Annotated in this window: 14 protein-coding genes; 2 read left to right on the top strand and 12 right to left on the bottom strand. The window is 63.2% G+C overall.

Going from position 1 to position 17020, the window contains the following annotated elements; genetic code table 11:
* Positions 1 to 59: 59 nt before the first annotated feature.
* Positions 60 to 1001, bottom strand: a complete 942-nt coding sequence (locus tag AC57B1_RS02805; protein WP_496416491.1) for a 2-hydroxyacid dehydrogenase — start codon at positions 999 to 1001, stop codon at positions 60 to 62.
* Between the two features lie 346 nt (positions 1002 to 1347).
* Between AC57B1_RS02805 and AC57B1_RS02800 the strand changes: the two genes are divergently transcribed.
* Together AC57B1_RS02800 and AC57B1_RS02795 are read left to right on the top strand one after the other, a co-directional pair.
* The gene (locus AC57B1_RS02800; protein WP_496416490.1) at positions 1348 to 1950 is read left to right on the top strand and encodes an RBBP9/YdeN family alpha/beta hydrolase; all 603 of its coding nucleotides are present in this window, start codon (positions 1348 to 1350) and stop codon (positions 1948 to 1950) included.
* A 134-nt stretch (positions 1951 to 2084) separates the two neighbouring features.
* Positions 2085 to 3110, top strand: a complete 1026-nt coding sequence (locus AC57B1_RS02795; protein ID WP_091796966.1) for a sulfate ABC transporter substrate-binding protein — start codon at positions 2085 to 2087, stop codon at positions 3108 to 3110.
* Positions 3111 to 3200: 90 nt separating this feature from the next.
* Here AC57B1_RS02795 and bioB read toward each other — a convergent pair whose 3' ends face one another.
* The 11 genes from bioB to aceK form a co-directional block, all read right to left on the bottom strand.
* Complete coding sequence (gene bioB / locus AC57B1_RS02790; RefSeq protein ID WP_408298488.1) at positions 3201 to 4280, bottom strand: biotin synthase BioB; 1080 nt, start codon at positions 4278 to 4280, stop codon at positions 3201 to 3203.
* A gap of 34 nt (positions 4281 to 4314) precedes the next feature.
* Positions 4315 to 5046, bottom strand: a complete 732-nt coding sequence (gene bioD / locus AC57B1_RS02785) for a dethiobiotin synthase (protein WP_496416489.1) — start codon at positions 5044 to 5046, stop codon at positions 4315 to 4317.
* Positions 5043 to 6227: an 8-amino-7-oxononanoate synthase gene (gene bioF, locus AC57B1_RS02780; protein ID WP_496416488.1), complete on the bottom strand. Its 1185-nt coding sequence runs from the start codon at positions 6225 to 6227 to the stop codon at positions 5043 to 5045. The genes bioD and bioF overlap by 4 nt, the downstream gene beginning before the upstream one ends.
* Positions 6227 to 7588, bottom strand: coding sequence for an adenosylmethionine--8-amino-7-oxononanoate transaminase (gene bioA / locus AC57B1_RS02775; RefSeq protein ID WP_496416487.1), 1362 nt, complete (start codon positions 7586 to 7588; stop codon positions 6227 to 6229). The genes bioF and bioA overlap by 1 nt, the downstream gene beginning before the upstream one ends.
* A gap of 1274 nt (positions 7589 to 8862) precedes the next feature.
* Entirely contained in the window at positions 8863 to 10137 is a 1275-nt protein-coding gene (locus AC57B1_RS02770; protein ID WP_496416486.1) for a dienelactone hydrolase family protein, read from the bottom strand.
* A gap of 569 nt (positions 10138 to 10706) precedes the next feature.
* Positions 10707 to 11156 carry a YchJ family protein gene (locus AC57B1_RS02765; protein ID WP_496416485.1) on the bottom strand — a complete coding sequence of 150 codons (450 nt, stop codon included), beginning with the start codon at positions 11154 to 11156 and terminating at the stop codon, positions 10707 to 10709.
* A 7-nt stretch (positions 11157 to 11163) separates the two neighbouring features.
* Positions 11164 to 12294, bottom strand: coding sequence for an acyl-CoA dehydrogenase family protein (locus AC57B1_RS02760; protein ID WP_496416484.1), 1131 nt, complete (start codon positions 12292 to 12294; stop codon positions 11164 to 11166).
* Positions 12295 to 12318: 24 nt separating this feature from the next.
* The gene (locus AC57B1_RS02755; protein WP_496416483.1) at positions 12319 to 12996 is read right to left on the bottom strand and encodes an SDR family oxidoreductase; all 678 of its coding nucleotides are present in this window, start codon (positions 12994 to 12996) and stop codon (positions 12319 to 12321) included.
* Between the two features lie 36 nt (positions 12997 to 13032).
* Complete coding sequence (locus AC57B1_RS02750) at positions 13033 to 14241, bottom strand: acetyl-CoA C-acetyltransferase (RefSeq protein WP_496416482.1); 1209 nt, start codon at positions 14239 to 14241, stop codon at positions 13033 to 13035.
* Entirely contained in the window at positions 14234 to 15010 is a 777-nt protein-coding gene (gene can, locus AC57B1_RS02745) for a carbonate dehydratase (RefSeq protein WP_408184475.1), read from the bottom strand. Before can ends, AC57B1_RS02750 begins: the two co-directional genes overlap by 8 nt.
* A gap of 93 nt (positions 15011 to 15103) precedes the next feature.
* On the bottom strand, positions 15104 to 16942 hold the full coding sequence (gene aceK / locus AC57B1_RS02740; RefSeq protein ID WP_496416481.1) for a bifunctional isocitrate dehydrogenase kinase/phosphatase: 1839 nt from the start codon (positions 16940 to 16942) through the stop codon (positions 15104 to 15106).
* Between the last annotated feature and the right edge of the window lie 78 nt (positions 16943 to 17020).

Genomic DNA, 17020 nt, shown 5'->3' with positions numbered 1-17020 from the left:
TCCCATGCAACCGGTCGCCGCCAGATAGGGCGGCGCTCCTTCAACGGGACCCGATATGTTCAATATCCACGTTCGATATCCACCACGCCGCTGACGGTAGCGCCGCCTACCAGCGCGGTGATCTTCCTCGCGACCTGAGCGACGCTTTCTTCGCGCAACGTCAAAGCCGAGACATGCGGCGTAATCGTGATGCGCGGCTCCTGCCAGAACAGATGATCCGCCGGTAGCGGTTCTTCGCGAAACACGTCGAGCGTGGCGGCGGCGATCTGGCCGCTCGCGAGCGCGTCGAGCAGGTCCGGTTCGACCAGATGTCCGCCGCGCGCCACATTGATCAGATACGCGCCGCGCGCAAGCCTCGCGAAGGTGCGCGCGTTCAGCACGTCACCGGTTTCAGGCGTATGCGGCAGTAGATTCACCAGCACTTTTACACCGTCGAGAAACGCGTCGAATTGCGCTTCACCGGCGAACGTTGCGATGCCGTCGATCTGCCGCGGGCTGCGGCTGTAACCGCGCACCGGCATGCCGAATGCCGACACCGCCTGTGCGACATGCGCGCCGAGCACGCCGAGTCCCAACACGCCGACGGTAAAACTTTCGCGCGGATGCGGCTCCAGCACTTCCCAGCGGCGCTCGTTTTGCCGCGTTTGATATTCGTCGAAGCGACGCAGATAGCGCAGCACCGCATGCGTGACGTACTCGGCCATTTGCAGCGCCATGCCGGTGTCTTCGAGGCGGATCAACTGCGCGTTGCGCGGCAACGTGCCGGGCTGTTCGTGTTCCAGCGCGAGGATCGCGTCGACACCCGCGCCGAGGTTGAAGATGGCGCGCAGATCGTCGCGGCCGGCCAGCATCTCGCGCGGCGGGCGCCACACCACCGCGAAATCGGCGGGCGCGGTATCGCCCGGCTGCCATTCACGCAGATCGGCCTCCGGCAGCGCGCGGGCGAAGTCGTGCAGCCACGCGGCGGCGTCGGCATGCGGCATGTAGAAGAGGATTTTCATACGGTCCGGAAGGCGCCTGCGCGGTCGAGTCGAGTGACGGAGAAGCCACGACATGGCCGATGCGGCAGATGCGATGCTGCGGACGACGCGTGCGGCATGAGGCCTCCTCCTTTTATGGATAGGCTTCATTCTACTTTTTCGACGCGGATTGCGCGCGTTTGCGCACGGGCGTGCGGTTTTGGTGGTGAGCTTTGCGTCGGGAGACCGCTATCTGGCGGCGCTTATGAGCGTCTAGCGGTCTATTTGCCCGCGCATTTGCCCCATAACCAAAGCACAAAAACTTGGTTCGCCCACGCGGGCCCCGGCGAGACAATCACTATCCGGAATTCCGCAGCGAGGCACCCACATGCTTTCATGCACCAAATCGACATGGCCACCGCGGCTCGTCACCGTTCCCGGCCTGCACGGCAGCGAGGGCGCGCACTGGCAGACATGGCTGGAGCGGCAGTTCGCGCGCTCGCTGCGCGTCGAGCAAGCCGACTGGGACGCGCCGGACCTCGCGCGGTGGTCCAGATCGTTGCGCGATCTGCTGGCGCGCGAGCGCGGGCCGTTCGTGCTGGCCGCGCATAGCTTCGGCTGCCTCGCGACCGCGCATGCGTTGCAGCAGGCGTCGTACGCGAACGACGTGATCGGCGTGCTGTTCGTCGCGCCCGCGAGTCCGCAGAAGTTCGCTTTCGCGGGACCGTTCGACGCGCGGCGTCTCGGCGTGCCATCCATTCTGATCGGCAGCGAAACCGATCCGTGGATGTCGCTCGCCGGATCACGCGATCTGGCGCAGCGTTTCGGCAGTGCGTTCGTCAATCTCGGTGACGCGGGACATATCAACACCGCGGCCGGATTTGGTCCGTGGCCGCGCGCGAAGTATTTCGTCGACACGCTGGTGCATTGCGCGGCGCCGTTGCGTTTTCGCGAGGAGTCGTTCGACACCGCGCAGCACGCGTTCGTTTGAGTGGCCGGGCCTGCGTTCGCGCATCACCGGGCGCGTGGACGGCCCGCTGGCCAAGTAAGCGATCCGTTAGAATCCCGCTTCATGCCGCGCGTTCATGCGGCCACTGGTTTTCATCAACGATAGGCGGGGACAGGATGGCAGGCAAGACGGGGACATCGCGCTGGCTGGCAGCCGGCATGACGGCAATCACGCTCGCGCTGGCGGGTGTGTCGACGGCGCACGCGGATGCGTCGCTGCTCAATGTGTCGTACGACGTGACGCGTGAGTTGTATAAGGACATCAACGCCGGCTTCATTGCCGCGTACAAGGAGAAGAGCGGCGAGACCGTGTCGATTCGCCAGTCGCACGGCGCGTCGAGCGCGCAGGCGCTGTCGGTGCTGCAAGGCCTGCAGGCCGATGTGGTGACGATGAATCAGCCCAACGACATCGACCTGCTCGCCGAAAAAGGCCAACTGGTACCGGCCAACTGGCGCGCGCGTCTGCCCGACGGCAGCGCACCGTACACCACGACGATGGTGTTCCTCGTACGCAAGGGCAACCCGAAGCACATCAAGGACTGGGACGATCTCGCCAAGCCCGGCGTGCAGGTCGTGATCGCCAATCCGAAGACATCGGGTAACGGGCGCTATACGTATCTGGCCGCGTGGGGTTATCGCAAGCAACACGGCGGCACCGACGCGCAGGCGCTCGACTTCGAAAAAGCGATCTTCAAGAACGTGCCGGTGCTCGACACGGGCGGCCGCGGCGCGACCACCACGTTCACGCAGCGCGGTATCGGCGACGTGCTGGTCACGTTCGAAAACGAAGTGGCGCTGATGGACACGGGCGTGGGCGGGGGCAACTTCGAGGCCGTCTATCCGTCGGTGAGTCTGCTGGCGGCGCCGCCGGTTTCGATCGTCGACAAGGTGGTCGACAAGCGCGGCACGCGCAAGGAGGCGCAGGCCTACCTCGACTATCTGTGGTCGCCGGCCGCGCAGGAAATCATCGCGCAGCATCATCTGCGTCCGCGAGACAAGACGGTGCTCGCGAAGCATGCCGCGGAGTTCAAGCCGATCAAGACGTTCACGGTCGAAGAAATGTTCGGCAGCTGGCAGAAAGCGCAGCAGACGCATTTTTCCGATGGTGGGACGTTTGATCAGATCATCGTCGACAAGAAATAAAACTTCGGCTTCTTAAGTAAAAAGGCTGTCTCGTACAAAACGAGGCAGCCTTTTTTATCGCGCGTGTTTTATTGCACGCGGCGCATGCGCTCAGTTCGGCGCAGCATGTTTATCGCAGCCATGCTCGCAGCCGCTTTGATCGAGCGGCATTTGTTGCGCGGCCTCGGCGCGAATGCCGAGTCGTTCGAGCAGCTTGCGGTCGGCTTCCGCCTGCGGATTGCTCGTGGTCAGCAACTGATCGCCGTAGAAAATCGAGTTCGCACCGGCGAGGAAGCACATGGCCTGCAACGCTTCGTTCATCTGCTCGCGGCCCGCCGACAGACGCACCATGGCGCGCGGCATGGTGATGCGCGCAATCGCAATCGTGCGCACGAATTCGAACGGGTCGATCGCTTCCGTGCCGGTCAGCGGCGTGCCTTCCACCTGCACCAGATTGTTGATGGGCACCGATTCCGGATACGGCTCCATGTTCGCCAGTTGCGCGATCAGGCCGGCGCGCTCACGGCGCGACTCGCCCAGTCCGACAATCCCGCCGCAGCACACGTTGATGCCGGCATCGCGCACGCGTTCGAGCGTGTCGAGGCGATCCTGATACGTGCGCGTCGAAATGATCTGGCCGTAGAACTCCGGCGACGTATCGAGATTGTGGTTGTAGTAGTCGAGGCCCGCTTCGCGCAGCCCTTGCGCCTGATGCGTTTCGAGCATGCCGAGCGTCACGCAGGTTTCGAGACCCATCGCCTTCACGCCGCGGATCATGTCCTTGATCGGTTCGAGGTGACGGTCTTTCGGATTACGCCATGCGGCGCCCATGCAGAAACGCGTCGCGCCGTTTTCCTTGGCGACCTTCGCGGCGGCGAGCACTTCGTCGACCGGCATCAGCTTGTCGGCTTGCAGGCCCGTGTCGTGATGCACCGACTGCGGACAGTACGCGCAATCTTCTTCGCAGCCGCCGGTCTTGATCGACAGCAGCGTCGACAGTTGCACGGTGTTCGCGTCGAAATGTTCGCGATGGGTTTGCTGCGCCTGGAACATCAGGTCGTTGAACGGCAGTTCGTACAACGCCACGATGTCCGCCACGCGCCAGCGCGCGACCTGCTTCGTGCCGGCTGCGGCGTTGTTATTGGCGGCGGCCGTATCGGCGGACGCCGGAGCGATGTTCAGTTGCGTCATGTCGTCGATCCTCATGGATGGATGTGATGGGGGTTCAGCGCTGCGCGTGGCGCAGCGTCTGCAAAAGGCGGTTGATGTCGAGCTGCTCCGCCGCGAACTCGGGCGAAGCGGGGCTCAGATGCGGCACGATGCCGAGCAGCGGCGCGTCATATTCGCGGGCGAGATGCGTGCGGATCGACGCGATGTTTTCGTCGGGAAACGTCATGTCCGGATCGATGCGGTTGGCGACCCAGCCGGCGAGCGTGAGCCCGCGCGCGGCGATCGCTTCGGCGGTGAGCAGCGCATGGCTGATGCAACCGAGCCGCATGCCGACCACCAGCACGACCGGCAGTTTCAGGGCAACGGCGAGATCGGCGGTGTCCTGAGTGGCGGTCAACGGCACGCGAAATCCGCCGACGCCTTCCACCACGACGATCTCCGCGCGCTTGAGCGCTTGCGCGTGACAGTCGACGATACGGTTCAGATCCAGCGCGACGTTTTCCAGCGCGGCCGCGATATGCGGCGCCGCCGGTTCCTTCAACAGATACGGCGTGCGCATCTCGGGCGGCAGCAGGACGTTCGACGCGGCGTCGAGTTGATCCGCGTCCTCGTTATGCAGCACGCCGTCCACTTCGAACGCGCCGGCGGCGATCGGCTTCATCGCGGCGGCTTGCAGCCCTTCGCGAACGAAGCCGCGCAATAGTGCAGCCGAGACGAACGTCTTGCCGATTTCCGTATCGGTGCCGGTGACGAACAACGACAGTGCGTTTTGATTCGCGCTACTCATGCCGCTTTCGCTCCCAATTGCTGCAAGCCGGCTTCGAGCCGATCGAGGTCCGCCTGCGAGTGCGCGGCCGACAGCGAAATGCGCAAGCGCGATGTGCCGGCGGGCACGGTCGGCGGACGGATGGCCGGCACCCATAGACCCGCACGTTCGAGGGTGGCCGCGATATCCAGCGTGGCATCGTTCGCGCCGATGATGAGCGGTTGCACGGCCGTATGCGAATCGACCGGTATCCACGGCGTTGCCTTGAGCATGGCGCGCGTGCGCTCGATCAACTGCTGAAGATGCGCGCGCCGCGCGTCGCCTTCTTCGCCACCGATGATGCGCAGGCTCGCCGACACCGCGTGCGCGGCGGCCGGCACCGACGCCGTAGTGAAAATGTACGGACGTGCGCGCTGCACGAGCCATTCGATCACCGTCTCATGCGCCGCGACGAATGCGCCGGAAACGCCGGCCGCTTTGCCGAGCGTGCCGATCGAAATGAGGTTCGGCGAACGCAGCGCCGCTTGCGCAATCGCGCCACGGCCTTGCGGGCCAAGCACGCCGAAACCGTGCGCGTCGTCGACGATCAGCCACGCGCCGTGTTTTTCCGCGAGTTCGAGCAGGCGTGCTAGCGGTGCTATGTCGCCGTCCATGCTGAAGACGGTGTCGGAGACGACCACTTTCACATCGGCGTCCGAGGCTTCGAGCATCGCGCTCAGCGCTTCGGTATCGCAGTGCGGGTAGATCTGCACGTCGGCGCGGGACAAACGCGCGCCGTCGATCAGCGACGCGTGATTCAGCGAGTCGGAGAAGAGCGTCGTGCCACGGCCCGCGAGCGCGGTAAGCGTGGCGAGATTTGCCATGTAGCCGGTGCTGAAGTAGAGCGCGCGCGCATTGTCGACGAAGCCGCCGACGAATTCCGCGAGATCGTCTTCGAGTTGCGCATGCGCGCGCGAGTGGCCGCCGAGCAGATGCGAGCCGCCGCTGCCCGCGCCGTAGCGCTCTGCGCCTTCGGCGATGGCCGCGATTAGTTGCGGATGCGCGGCGAGCCCGAGATAGTCGTTGCTGGCGAAGCCGATGATCGCGCGGCCGTCGACGGTCATGTGGGCCGCGCACGGCGTGTCGGCGGTGCGGCGGCGACGCCGCAGGCCGCGCGCGTCGATCTCCTTCAGCCCTTCGGCGAGCGTGTCGAGCAGATGCATTAGCGGGTCTCCGCCAGCGTGGCTTCGAAGGTTTCGCGCGTGCGTGAAGCGAGCAGCGCGAGTTCTTCGTCGTCGAGGATATAAGGGGGCATCAGATACACCGTGGTTCCGATTGGGCGCAGCAGCAGTTCGCGCTGCAACGCGTTTTCGAAGAAGCGGCGCGAGAATGTTCTGGCTTGCTGAGCATCGTCGATCACGGCATCGAACGCGAAGATCGTGCCGCGCTGACGCAGATTGCGGACTTGCTCGTGATCGGCGAGCGGCGCGAGCGCGTCTTTCAGTTTTGCGGACTTCTGCGTGTTGGCGGCGAGAACGTTGTCGCTCTCGAACAGATCGAGCGTAGCGAGCGCCGCGCGGCAGGCGAGCGGATTGCCGGTGTACGAATGCGAGTGCAGGAAGCCGCGCGCGGTGTCGTCGTGATAGAAGGCTTCGAAAATTTCGTCGCGCGACAGCACGATCGAAAGCGGCAGATACCCGCCGCTGATACCTTTCGACAGACAGATGAAGTCCGGCCAGATGCCGGCCTGTTCGCAGGCGAAGAAGGTGCCGGTGCGTCCGCAGCCGACGGCGATTTCATCGGCGATCAGATGCACGCCGTATTGATCGCACAAGGCGCGCAATCCGGCGATATACGACGCGTCGTGCATGGCCATGCCGGCCGCGCATTGCACGAGCGGCTCGACGATCAGCGCGGCGATTTTCGTGGCGCGTGCTTCGAACAGTGCGCGAACGTGATCGAGTGCGCGGCGCGCGACATCGGCGGCGCTTTCGCCAGCTTGCGCGAGACGAGCATCGGGCGATGCCACGACATGCGCGTGGCGGATCAACGGGTCGTAGGCGTCCTTGAACAGCGCGACATCGGTGACACCGAGTGCGCCGATGGTTTCGCCGTGATAGCTGTTGGCGATGCAGACGAATTCCTGCTTGTCGGCGAAACCGCGATTGCGCCATGAGTGGAAGCTCATCTTCAAGGCGATTTCGACGGCGGATGCGCCATCCGATGCGAAGAATGCGTGGCCAAGCGTATTGCCGGTGAGCGCGCTGAGCCGCTCTGCGAGTTCGATAGCCGGTTCATGCGTGCAGCCGGCGAGCATGGCGTGTTCGAGCGTGTCGAGTTGATCTTTGAGCGCCGCGTTGATGCGCGGGTTGGCGTGACCGAACAGGTTGACCCACCAGGAGCTGATGGCATCCAGATAGCGATGGCCGGCGCGATCGTAGAGCCACGCGCCTTGACCACGCGCGACGGGCACGAGCGGCAGGCGCTCGTGGTGCTTCATCTGCGTGCAGGGGTGCCAGACGGCGCGCAGGCTGCGGGCGATCCAGTCTTCGGGGGCTGTTGACTGAGTTGCTGACTTTTCCAAAGGGTACTCCAGGGTGCTATTTTGCCGCTGCGCGGCGTGGCTTTTTTAGGGCCATTTTCGAGCGGGCTGCGCATCTTTTTCTGCGCTGCGCGCGGCCCTTGGCGGGCTTGCGGGGTCGAGATTAGCGGTTTATTTCGTGCTGTGCACTAGGGGCGGATGGGCGGTTTTTGCCTGCGGCGCTGGGGTTGTTGGCTGTTCGATGCAGGTGGTTTCTGTTTTCCGCGGAAGGTTGCTGATCGGTGCAGTTAGCGACGGCAAAGTAGTTGGGTTTTACTGGCGGGAAATTGGGGTGGGCGGGGGTTTTTTGCCTGTTCGGCGGTTTTTTGGCTGGGGTCTTTGTGGTGTTGGCCTTTCCTTGCTTTGTTAGTGGTCTATTGGCGTTGCCCCTGTGCGGGGCGGCACCTACTTTCTTTGCCGCGGCAAAGAAAGTAGGCAAAGAAAGCCGCTTTGAACCGCCAGCCCATAAGCGGGGCCCCCGCGCAGCCACGGTAGTGGTCCATCTGGAATCCGTGCCCTCGCACATTCGGCCTTCGTGACAAGGCCGTCATACTTCCTGCTTCGCGCTGCGCGCTCGCCAGAACGGTCAGCCTGAAACCAGAGGCTGCGGTCGGGTGCGGCGGGAGCCGTCGGCTTCGCCTCGGCGTGGCGCCAATGGGACCGGCGCAAGAAGCGAGCGGAATTTTTGGAAGCCCGGCCGATACATGTAGCGAGCCGCAGGATTAGAAGTACTGCCGGCGTAAGAGCCGAGCCGCGGCATTAGAAATGCAGCCGGTGTAAGAGCCGAGTCGCGGCATTAGAGATACTGCCGGCGTAAGAGTCGAGTCGCGGCATTAGAAATACTGCCGGGGTAAGAAAGGCAGCGGCTTTAGAAATACTGCTGATGCCAGAAGGGGCCTGCGATGTGAAGTCGAGCTGGCCTGAAAAAAAAAGACAGGCGATTAGAAAATCCCGCTGACCTACAAACGACCGATGGTTGTAATGAAGTACCGCCACGGCGCGCGCAGCGCCGCTGGAAGAATGACTGCTGTGTCACAAGCGCTGAATGTGCGAGGGCACGGATTCCAGATGGGCCGCTACCGTGGCTGTGCGGGGAGCCCGCTTATGAGCTGGCGGTGCAAAGCGGCTTTCTTTGCCTACTTTCTTTGCCGCGGCAAAGAAAGTAGGTGCCGCCCCCCACAGGGGCAACGCCAATAGACCACAAACAAATCAAGGAAAGGCCAACACCCGAGTGAAGCAACCAAAAAAAAATACCGCCGATCAGGCAAAAAAACCACTCACTCCCGACTAGCAATAGCCCGCCGCGCATCAGCACTACCCCCAGCCCCACCATCAGCCGTCTGCGAAGACTGATCCCCCCAAACAACCGCATTATTCACCGCATACAACCGGCAAGGCGCCGAACTCTGCTTCTGACAATTGGCCACGGCAACCGACATAGGATCATCGCCACCCTCAGCCCACGACCAAGCCCCAGTATCAGACACAGCAAACGCCCGGCTAGGAAACTGATGCAGGAAATTCCGATACCCATTGCGCCCGGCCTCGTCGACAAACGGCACGGCATCGACCGCATCGACAGCGGCAAACCCGCTCGCCTTCGGCATGGAAGGATCCGACACACGATACTGCACACCAGTCGGCATTCCCACTCGCGCAAGGAACGCTTCCACGGCAGGCCACCACACATGCACGCCATCGCGGTCGCCGACCAGCCGGTGCGCATCGTTCTTGTAGTTGCCGAAATCCACCATCTTCGCGCTCGCGCCGTGCGCACCGAACGCGGCATACATGCCCGCCACCAGCGGCGCATTCCAGACCGAATCGTTATCGCCGTACATCCACAGCGACGGCACCTTGGTCTTCTCGCCGTAAGCGCCGAAGGCGCGCGTCAGGTTGCCCTGCCAGTCGCTGCAAGCATCCTGCCGCAAGCCGCCCGAGAAATTGATCAGCGCGCGCACGCCGGGCGCCGCTTCCGTACCGTAGGCAATCGTCGCAAGGCCGCCGTGCGAGGTGCCGGCCACGACGATGTGCGTGGCGTCCACGTAAGGTTGCTTCGACATGAAATCGACCGTCGCGGCGACGTCGCCGGCCTGGCTGATGCCGTTCTTTTCGACGTCGCAGCCGTCCTGTTGATAAGCGCCGTCCGAATGGCCGAAACCCTGACGGTTCGGCGCCACCACCACATAACCACGGCGCACGAATTCGCGCGCGAACGGCAGCGGGTCGCTGCGTTCCTGCGTGCGCGGATCGCCGGGAATCTTGCCGTGGTTGAAAACGATCATCGGAAACGGGCCTGCGCCGTCCGGTTTGTAGATCGTCGTTTCGAGGGTAATCGTGCCGGCTGCGTCGACCGGTACGCGGATGATCTGTTCGTTCAGACCTGCGCTGGGCAGATAGACATCGTCGTCGAGCGCAATACGCGGCACGTGCGCGCGTGTCAGCGGTCCAGCCTGAATGTCGGCGAGCGGGTCGGCGTGCGCGAGTGCGACAGCGCACGTGGCCGCTGCACAGATCACCGCACACTTCGTCAGAACCTTGCTGAACACCATTGACGCACCTGCCTCAAAAACCTGCCCTGAACACCGTGATGCCCGTTTATCGAAAGCCATTACTGACATTTACCTTTCGGCTGGCCTTTCGACAAACAAAAGCACACTCGCGCACGGAGTGCGCCAAAGGCGCACGCACGCTAATCGAGATCGCACGGGATGAACCCAAACGGCCGACGCGACCCCACGCGCCGATGATGAGCGTCACGCCTGCTGCCTGAAACCGCCGCCGGAACCATACTCTCTGGTGCCCGGCAGGGCGCCCTGCGCAATTTGCGGAGTGGTATGGACCGGCTCTCGCAACGTGACGTCATGAAGCTACGGCCTCATCCTGGCACGACAATTTTGTTTTGTGCAATCAAGGAGAACCCGCGACGCAAAATTTGCCGCGCGTCGATCGGCCACCTCGGGCCGGTCGTGCGGGCCTCGCGGGTGTTTGGTGCAACGAAGCAATCAGGCGCGGCGCGGGCGTTGTGGCATGGAGCCAACACGAAAAAATGGCCCCGCTATCGGGGCCATATGTGATCGCGGCGTAAGGACGCTGCGGCGTCGTGTAAGGGTCGGGAAGGTTATTCGTTCACGTCGCCATCCACGTAACGCCAGCGACCGTCTTCGTCGCGAACGAAACGGCTCAGTTCATGAAGCCGATGCGCGCGGCCGCCCACCTTGTACCGCGCGACGAATTCGACGGTCGCGTGATGAGCGTCGGTTTCAGCAAACGCCTTGATCTGCAGTCCGAGCCACCGTGGCGCGTCGGGCGAAGCGGGATCCGCGTCGAGATCGGCGGGGCAGGTGTGCGGCGCCCAGGTTGCGCGCAGATAATCCGTCGCACCGACCACATAGGCGCTGTAGCGCGAGCGCATCAATTCAAGGGCCCGTGGCGCCGCTTCGCCGCCGTCGATATAGCGGCCGCAGCATTGCGCGAAGCGGGGCGCCTTGGCGCCGTTGCGTTGATCGGGCGCGGCGCCGCCACAGGGACAATCAGCAGGTCGTTGTAACGGCAACAATTGCTTATTCATCAGTCTTTCAGCCAAGACCGCGTGCGATCAAAATTTTCTGGATGTCGCTGGTGCCCTCGTAGATCTGGCAAACGCGCACGTCGCGGTAAATCCGCTCGACCGGGAAGTCGCTCAGATAGCCGTAGCCGCCATGAATCTGTAAGGCGGCCGAACAGATGAGCTCGGCGGCTTCGGAGGCAAACAGTTTGGCCATAGCGGCTTCAGTAAGGCACGGCTGGCCGGCGTCTTTCAACGAGGCGGCGTGCCAGATCAACTGGCGCGCCGCTTCGAGTTGCGTCGCCATGTCGGCGAGGCGGAATTGCACGGCCTGGTGCGAAAAGAGCGGCACGCCGAAGCTCTCGCGCTCCTTCGCATAACTCAGCGCCGCCTCGAACGCGGCGCGCGCCATGCCGACGCTTTGCGCGGCGATGCCGATACGGCCGCCTTCGAGCCCTGACAGCGCGATCCGGTAGCCTTCGCCTTCCGCGCCGATCAGGTTCGCGGCCGGCACGCGGCAATCCTCGAAAATGATCTGCGCGGTGTCCGACGAATGCTGGCCGAGCTTGTCTTCAACCCGCGCGACGACGTAACCCTTCGTATCGGTCGGCACGATAAACGCGCTGATGCCGCGTTTGCCCGCGGCTTTGTCCGTCACGGCCATGACGATCGCGACGTTGCCGTTCTTGCCACTCGTGATGAACTGTTTGACGCCGTTCAACACATACACGTCACCGTCGCGGGTCGCGGTGGTGCGCAGCGCGGAGGCGTCGGAACCGGCTTGCGGTTCGGTCAGGCAAAACGCGCCGAGCATGTCGCCGCGCGCGAGCGGCGTCAGCCAGTCGCGTTTCTGCGCGTCGTTGCCGTAGGTGAGCAGAATGCTGCACACGGGGCAGTTGTTGACGGAGATCGCCGTCGAAGTGCCGCCGTCGCCGGCTGCGATTTCTTCAAGTATCAGCGCGAGCGCAAGCGCGTCCATGCCGGCGCCGCCGTACGTTTCGGGCACGAGCACGCCATACGCGCCGAGTTCCGCCAGTTGCCGATGCACGTCCTGCGGAAACGTGCGTTCGCGGTCCCATGCCGCCGCATGCGGCGTGATCGCTTCGCGTACGAACGTGCGCAGCGCGTCGCGGACCATCAGGTGATCCTGATCAAGCACCATAAGTGATCCCGTTCAAGTAGTTGCTCACCAGTCGAGCGGTGTCCCGTCGTATTGATAGAAGCGGCCGTTGAACGCTTCGCGCGCACCCGCGGCCTGCGCCAGCACATCACGCATGCCGGTCACGCTGCGCGCGGGATCGATCGCCGCCTGGGCGCCGCCCATGTCGGTTTGCACCCAGCCAGGATGCAGCGAAATACACGTGGCGCGCCGAGCGTCCAGCGATGCGAGTTTCAGCGCGTCGTTCAGCGCCGCCTTGCTCGCGCGATACAGCCAGCCGGTCGTGCCGCTCGCGTCGCCAATGCTGCCCATCTTGCTCGAAATCACCGCGAATACGCCGCTGGCCTCTTCGACGAGCGGCAGCAGGATCGGCATCAATTGCATCGGTCCGCGCACATTGGTGTGCATGACGTGGTCGAAGTCTTCGGCGGTGATCGTCTCGATGCCTTCCGTGCGCGGGCCGTAGACGCCCGCCACCACGATCGCCGCATCGAGCCGTTCACCGTCGAGCTTCCAGCCGAGCGCGGCGATTTCCTCTGGCGCGCTCACGTCGAGCGAGAACGTTTGGACGCCGAGTTCATTCAACGCGTCGAGCGCGGCGCCGTCACGCGCGGTGGCGAGCACGCGCCAGCCGCTCTTTTTGTACTGCCGCACAAACTCCTGGCCGATGCCACGCGACGCACCGACGATCAACACTGTTTTCATCGAATACTCCAAGCTGTCAAAACGCCCCGAATCGCGTTACACGAGTTCGATACCCATGGCCGTCGCTTCGCCGCCGCCGATGCACAGCGTCGCGACGCCGCGCTTGCCGCCGCGTTGCTTGAGCGCGCCGATCAGCGTGACGAGAATGCGCGCGCCCGACGCGCCGATCGGATGGCCGAGCGCACAGGCGCCGCCGTTCACGTTGACCTTTTCGTGCGGCAGATGGTGTTCCTTCATGGCTGCCATGGTCACGACGGCAAATGCTTCGTTGACCTCATACAGATCGACTTCGTCGGCGCGCCAGCCATTCTTCTCGAACAGCTTGCGAATTGCCCCGACCGGCGCGGTGGTGAACTTCGCCGGTTCCTGTGCGAAGGTCGAGTGGCCGACCACGCGTGCAATCGGCTCCACGCCGAGGCGCTTCGCCGTCGACTCGCGCATCATGACGAGCGCGGCCGCGCCGTCGGAAATCGACGACGAGTTCGCCGCTGTGACCGTGCCGGTTTTGCTGAACGCGGGTTTGAGCGTCGGAATCTTGTCGAGGTTCGCCTTGAACGGCTGTTCGTCGTGATCGATGGTGACTTCGCCCTTGCGGCTTTGCACCTTCACCGGCGCGATTTCCCAGCTGAACGAACCGTCTTCGTTCGCGCGCTTCGCGCGGTTGAGCGACTCGACGGCGAACGCGTCCTGCGCTTCGCGCGTGAAGTCGAACGAGGCCGCGCATTCTTCGGCAAAGGTGCCCATCAAACGGCCTTTTTCGTAGGCGTCTTCGAGACCGTCGTGGAACATGTGGTCGATCACCTGACCGTGCCCCATGCGCATGCCGGCGCGCGCTTTCGGCAGCAGGTACGGCGCATTCGTCATGCTTTCCATGCCGCCCGCGACGATCACGTCGACGGAGCCGGCCGCGAGCATGTCGTGCGCGAACATTGCCGCACGCATGCCGGAGCCGCACATCTTGTTCACCGTGGTGCTGCCGGTGGCGAGCGGCAAGCCGGCGCCGAGCGCGGCCTGACGCGCGGGCGCCTGGCCGAGGCCTGCGGGCAGCACGCAACCCATCACCACTTCGTCGATCTGTTCGGGTTTCAGGCCCGCGCGCTGCACGGCCGCTTCAATCGCCACCGCGCCCAATTGCGGGGCGGTCAGTGTGGCGAAGTCGCCCTGGAAGGCCGCCATCGGCGTGCGGGCCACGCCCACGATAACGATCGGATCAGTCTTTGTCTCAGTCATGTTTGTCTCACTCATGTTTAAGCTCCTTGATGACGCCTTCGACGATGGCCGGCACGTCGCCGAGCTGAGCCGCATCGGCGGCCACCACGTCGTTGTCTGCCTTGTGTGGGCCACTTGCCGACACGGCCGCGACACACTTCTGATAGGTTGCGTCGAGCGCGGCCGGCTCGCTGATCGTCATGCCGAGATTGCGCACCTTGCCGTCATGCACGCCGTACGCCCAGGCATGTACCGTCAACGCCTGGCCGCGCGCCCATGCATCGTTGACGATAGTGGTGCGGCACACGTTCATCACCTGTTCGATCGCGTTCAGTTCGACCAGACGCCGGTGACGCGCCTCGCCGATCGGCCATTCCTCGATCAGCGCGGCATGCTTGGCGCGCACGTCCTGCACGTGGTGTAGCCAGTTGTCCGCGAGACCCACGCGGCGGCCGTGCAGCGCCGCGCCGACACCCGAGCAGCCATAGTGGCCGACCACCATGATGTGCTTGACCTTCAGCAGATCGACGGCGAACTGGATCACCGAGAGACAGTTCAGATCGGAATGCACCACCACGTTAGCGATGTTTCTATGTACGAACACTTCGCCCGGCGGCAGGCCGATGATCTGGTTCGCCGGCACGCGCGAATCGGAGCAGCCGATCCACAAATACTCGGGCGTTTGCTGATGTGCGAGACGCGAAAAATACTCGGGGTCTTCGGACAGCTTGCGGGCGACCCACGCTTCGTTGTTGTCGAACAGATGCGCGAGCGGATTGTCAGGAGTGGAAGCGTTCGTGTTCATGGTGCGTCTTGGCGGTTGCTCGACCGGTTGACCGGTCGATGTCGTTACATAAGGTTCGGACGAGGCATCAACACTGCGGGCGGCACAGGCGCCTCATGCGACCCGCGCGCTGCGCTCGTCGGCCGGTGCGTCCGGTGCGTCCTGTGCGGAGTTGGCCGCATCGGCAAAGCGTTCCGGGTAGCGCACGCAGAAGCGCACGCTTTCGTCGTAGGGGAAAAAGTCGGGCAGTTCGCCTTTCAGTAGATGATCCTTGTGCCGTTGCCATAGCGCAGGATCGAAGAAGTCCGCGTGATGCTGCATGAAGGAGCGGCGCACGCGTGGGTCGCCGAGCAGAAACGTGCCGTAGGTCTCCGGGAAAATGTCGTGCGGGCCGACCGAGTACCACGGCTCGCCCGACATTTCGTCCTCCTCGTTACGCGGCGCCGGCACCGCGCGCACGTTGCAATCGGTCAGATATTCGATTTCATCGTAGTCGTAAAACACCACGCGGCCGTGACGTGTCACGCCGAAGTTCTTGTACAGCATGTCGCCCGGAAAGATGTTCGCCTGCATCAGTTCCTTGATGGCGTTGCCGTATTCCTTGATGCCGTGCTCGATGTCCTCGTCGTTGCCGTTCTGCAGGAACAGATTCAACGGCACCATGCGGCGTTCGATATACATATGGCGAATCACGAGGCTGTCGCCGTCGTATTCGATCAGCGACGGCACTTCCTTTTCGAGTTCACGCACGAGCGCTTCGTCGAGCCGCGAGACCGGCAACGCTACGCTCGAATATTCGAGCGTGTCGGCCATGCGGCCCAGACGGTCATGCCGTTTGACGAGCTGATACTTTTCCTTGATCTGCGCGCGCGTGGTTTCCTTCGGCGGCGGGAAGCTGTCCTTGATCAGCTTGAACACATACGGAAACGACGGCAGCGTGAACACCAGCATCACGAGGCCCTTGATGCCGGGTGCGACGATGAACTGATCGCTCGAATGCGACAGGTGATGCAGCAGGTCGCGATAGAACAGATTCTTACCCTGCTTCTGCAAACCCACGGACGTGTAGATTTCCGCCTTCGGTTTCCCCTGCATGATGGTGCCGAGAAACTCGACGTAAGCGGACGGCACTTCCATATCCACCAGGAAATACGAATGCGAGAAGCTGAAGATGATCAGCAACTGGTCGCGCTTGAGCAGCACCGTGTCGAGTGCGAGTACGCCCGGCTTCACATGGCGCAGCGGCACCGCGAACGGCAACAGCAGATCACCGTTGATGATTCGCCCGACGATATACGCAGACTTGTTCCGGTAAAACAGTGACGAGAGCACGTGAATCTGGAAATTGGGCGCTTCGTCGAACACGCCGAACGCGTCGCGGATCGCCTGCATCAGGCATTCGACGTCGCGGGTCAGATCTTCAAACGGCGGTTCCAGCTGGAAGTTCGTGACAATGCGCTCGAGCGTCGCCGCGAGGCCGTCTTTGCCGGGATAGTACGCGCGGTAAGTTGGCTTCGCCGCGGGTTCGTCGTTCTCGATGTATTCGGTCGAGATGGCCGGGCGCACGAAAATGAAATCGTTGTTGAAGTACGAGCGGTGCAGGATCTTGCAGCACACCGAATTGAAGAACGTCTCCGCGCATTCGGGCTGCCGGTGCGTGGTGAGTAGGCCGATGTAGTGCAGCTTGATCTGCTGCCAGACTTCGTCGTCGATATTTTCCGCGTCGTATTCGTCTTCGAGCAGTTCGACGCATTCCTCGACGCGTTCGTCGTACGAGGCAATGCGCTCGCGCGCGAGCTTCTGCAGGCCGTGCCAGTCGGCCTGTTCAAACAGCGTCTTGGCGTGGATCGCGGCGTCGCGAAAGACCCGGTAGTGCCGGTCGAATCCTTCAAGCATGGTCTGTGCGACGTCAAAGCCGATTTGCGACGACAGCAGTTTGGGGAAGTGATTCATGTCGACCGTGCATCCGTCTCATGTCGTAAAGACACCCGGGCTTGTATCGTCCAGGTGGGCCCGTGCCGCATCGCGCCG

This window comes from Paraburkholderia sp. BGA-UO-ETr-F21 (genome assembly GCF_059567925.1).
Note: the sequence above shows the minus strand (reverse complement) of the source record. Positions and strands in the feature narration are given on the sequence as shown.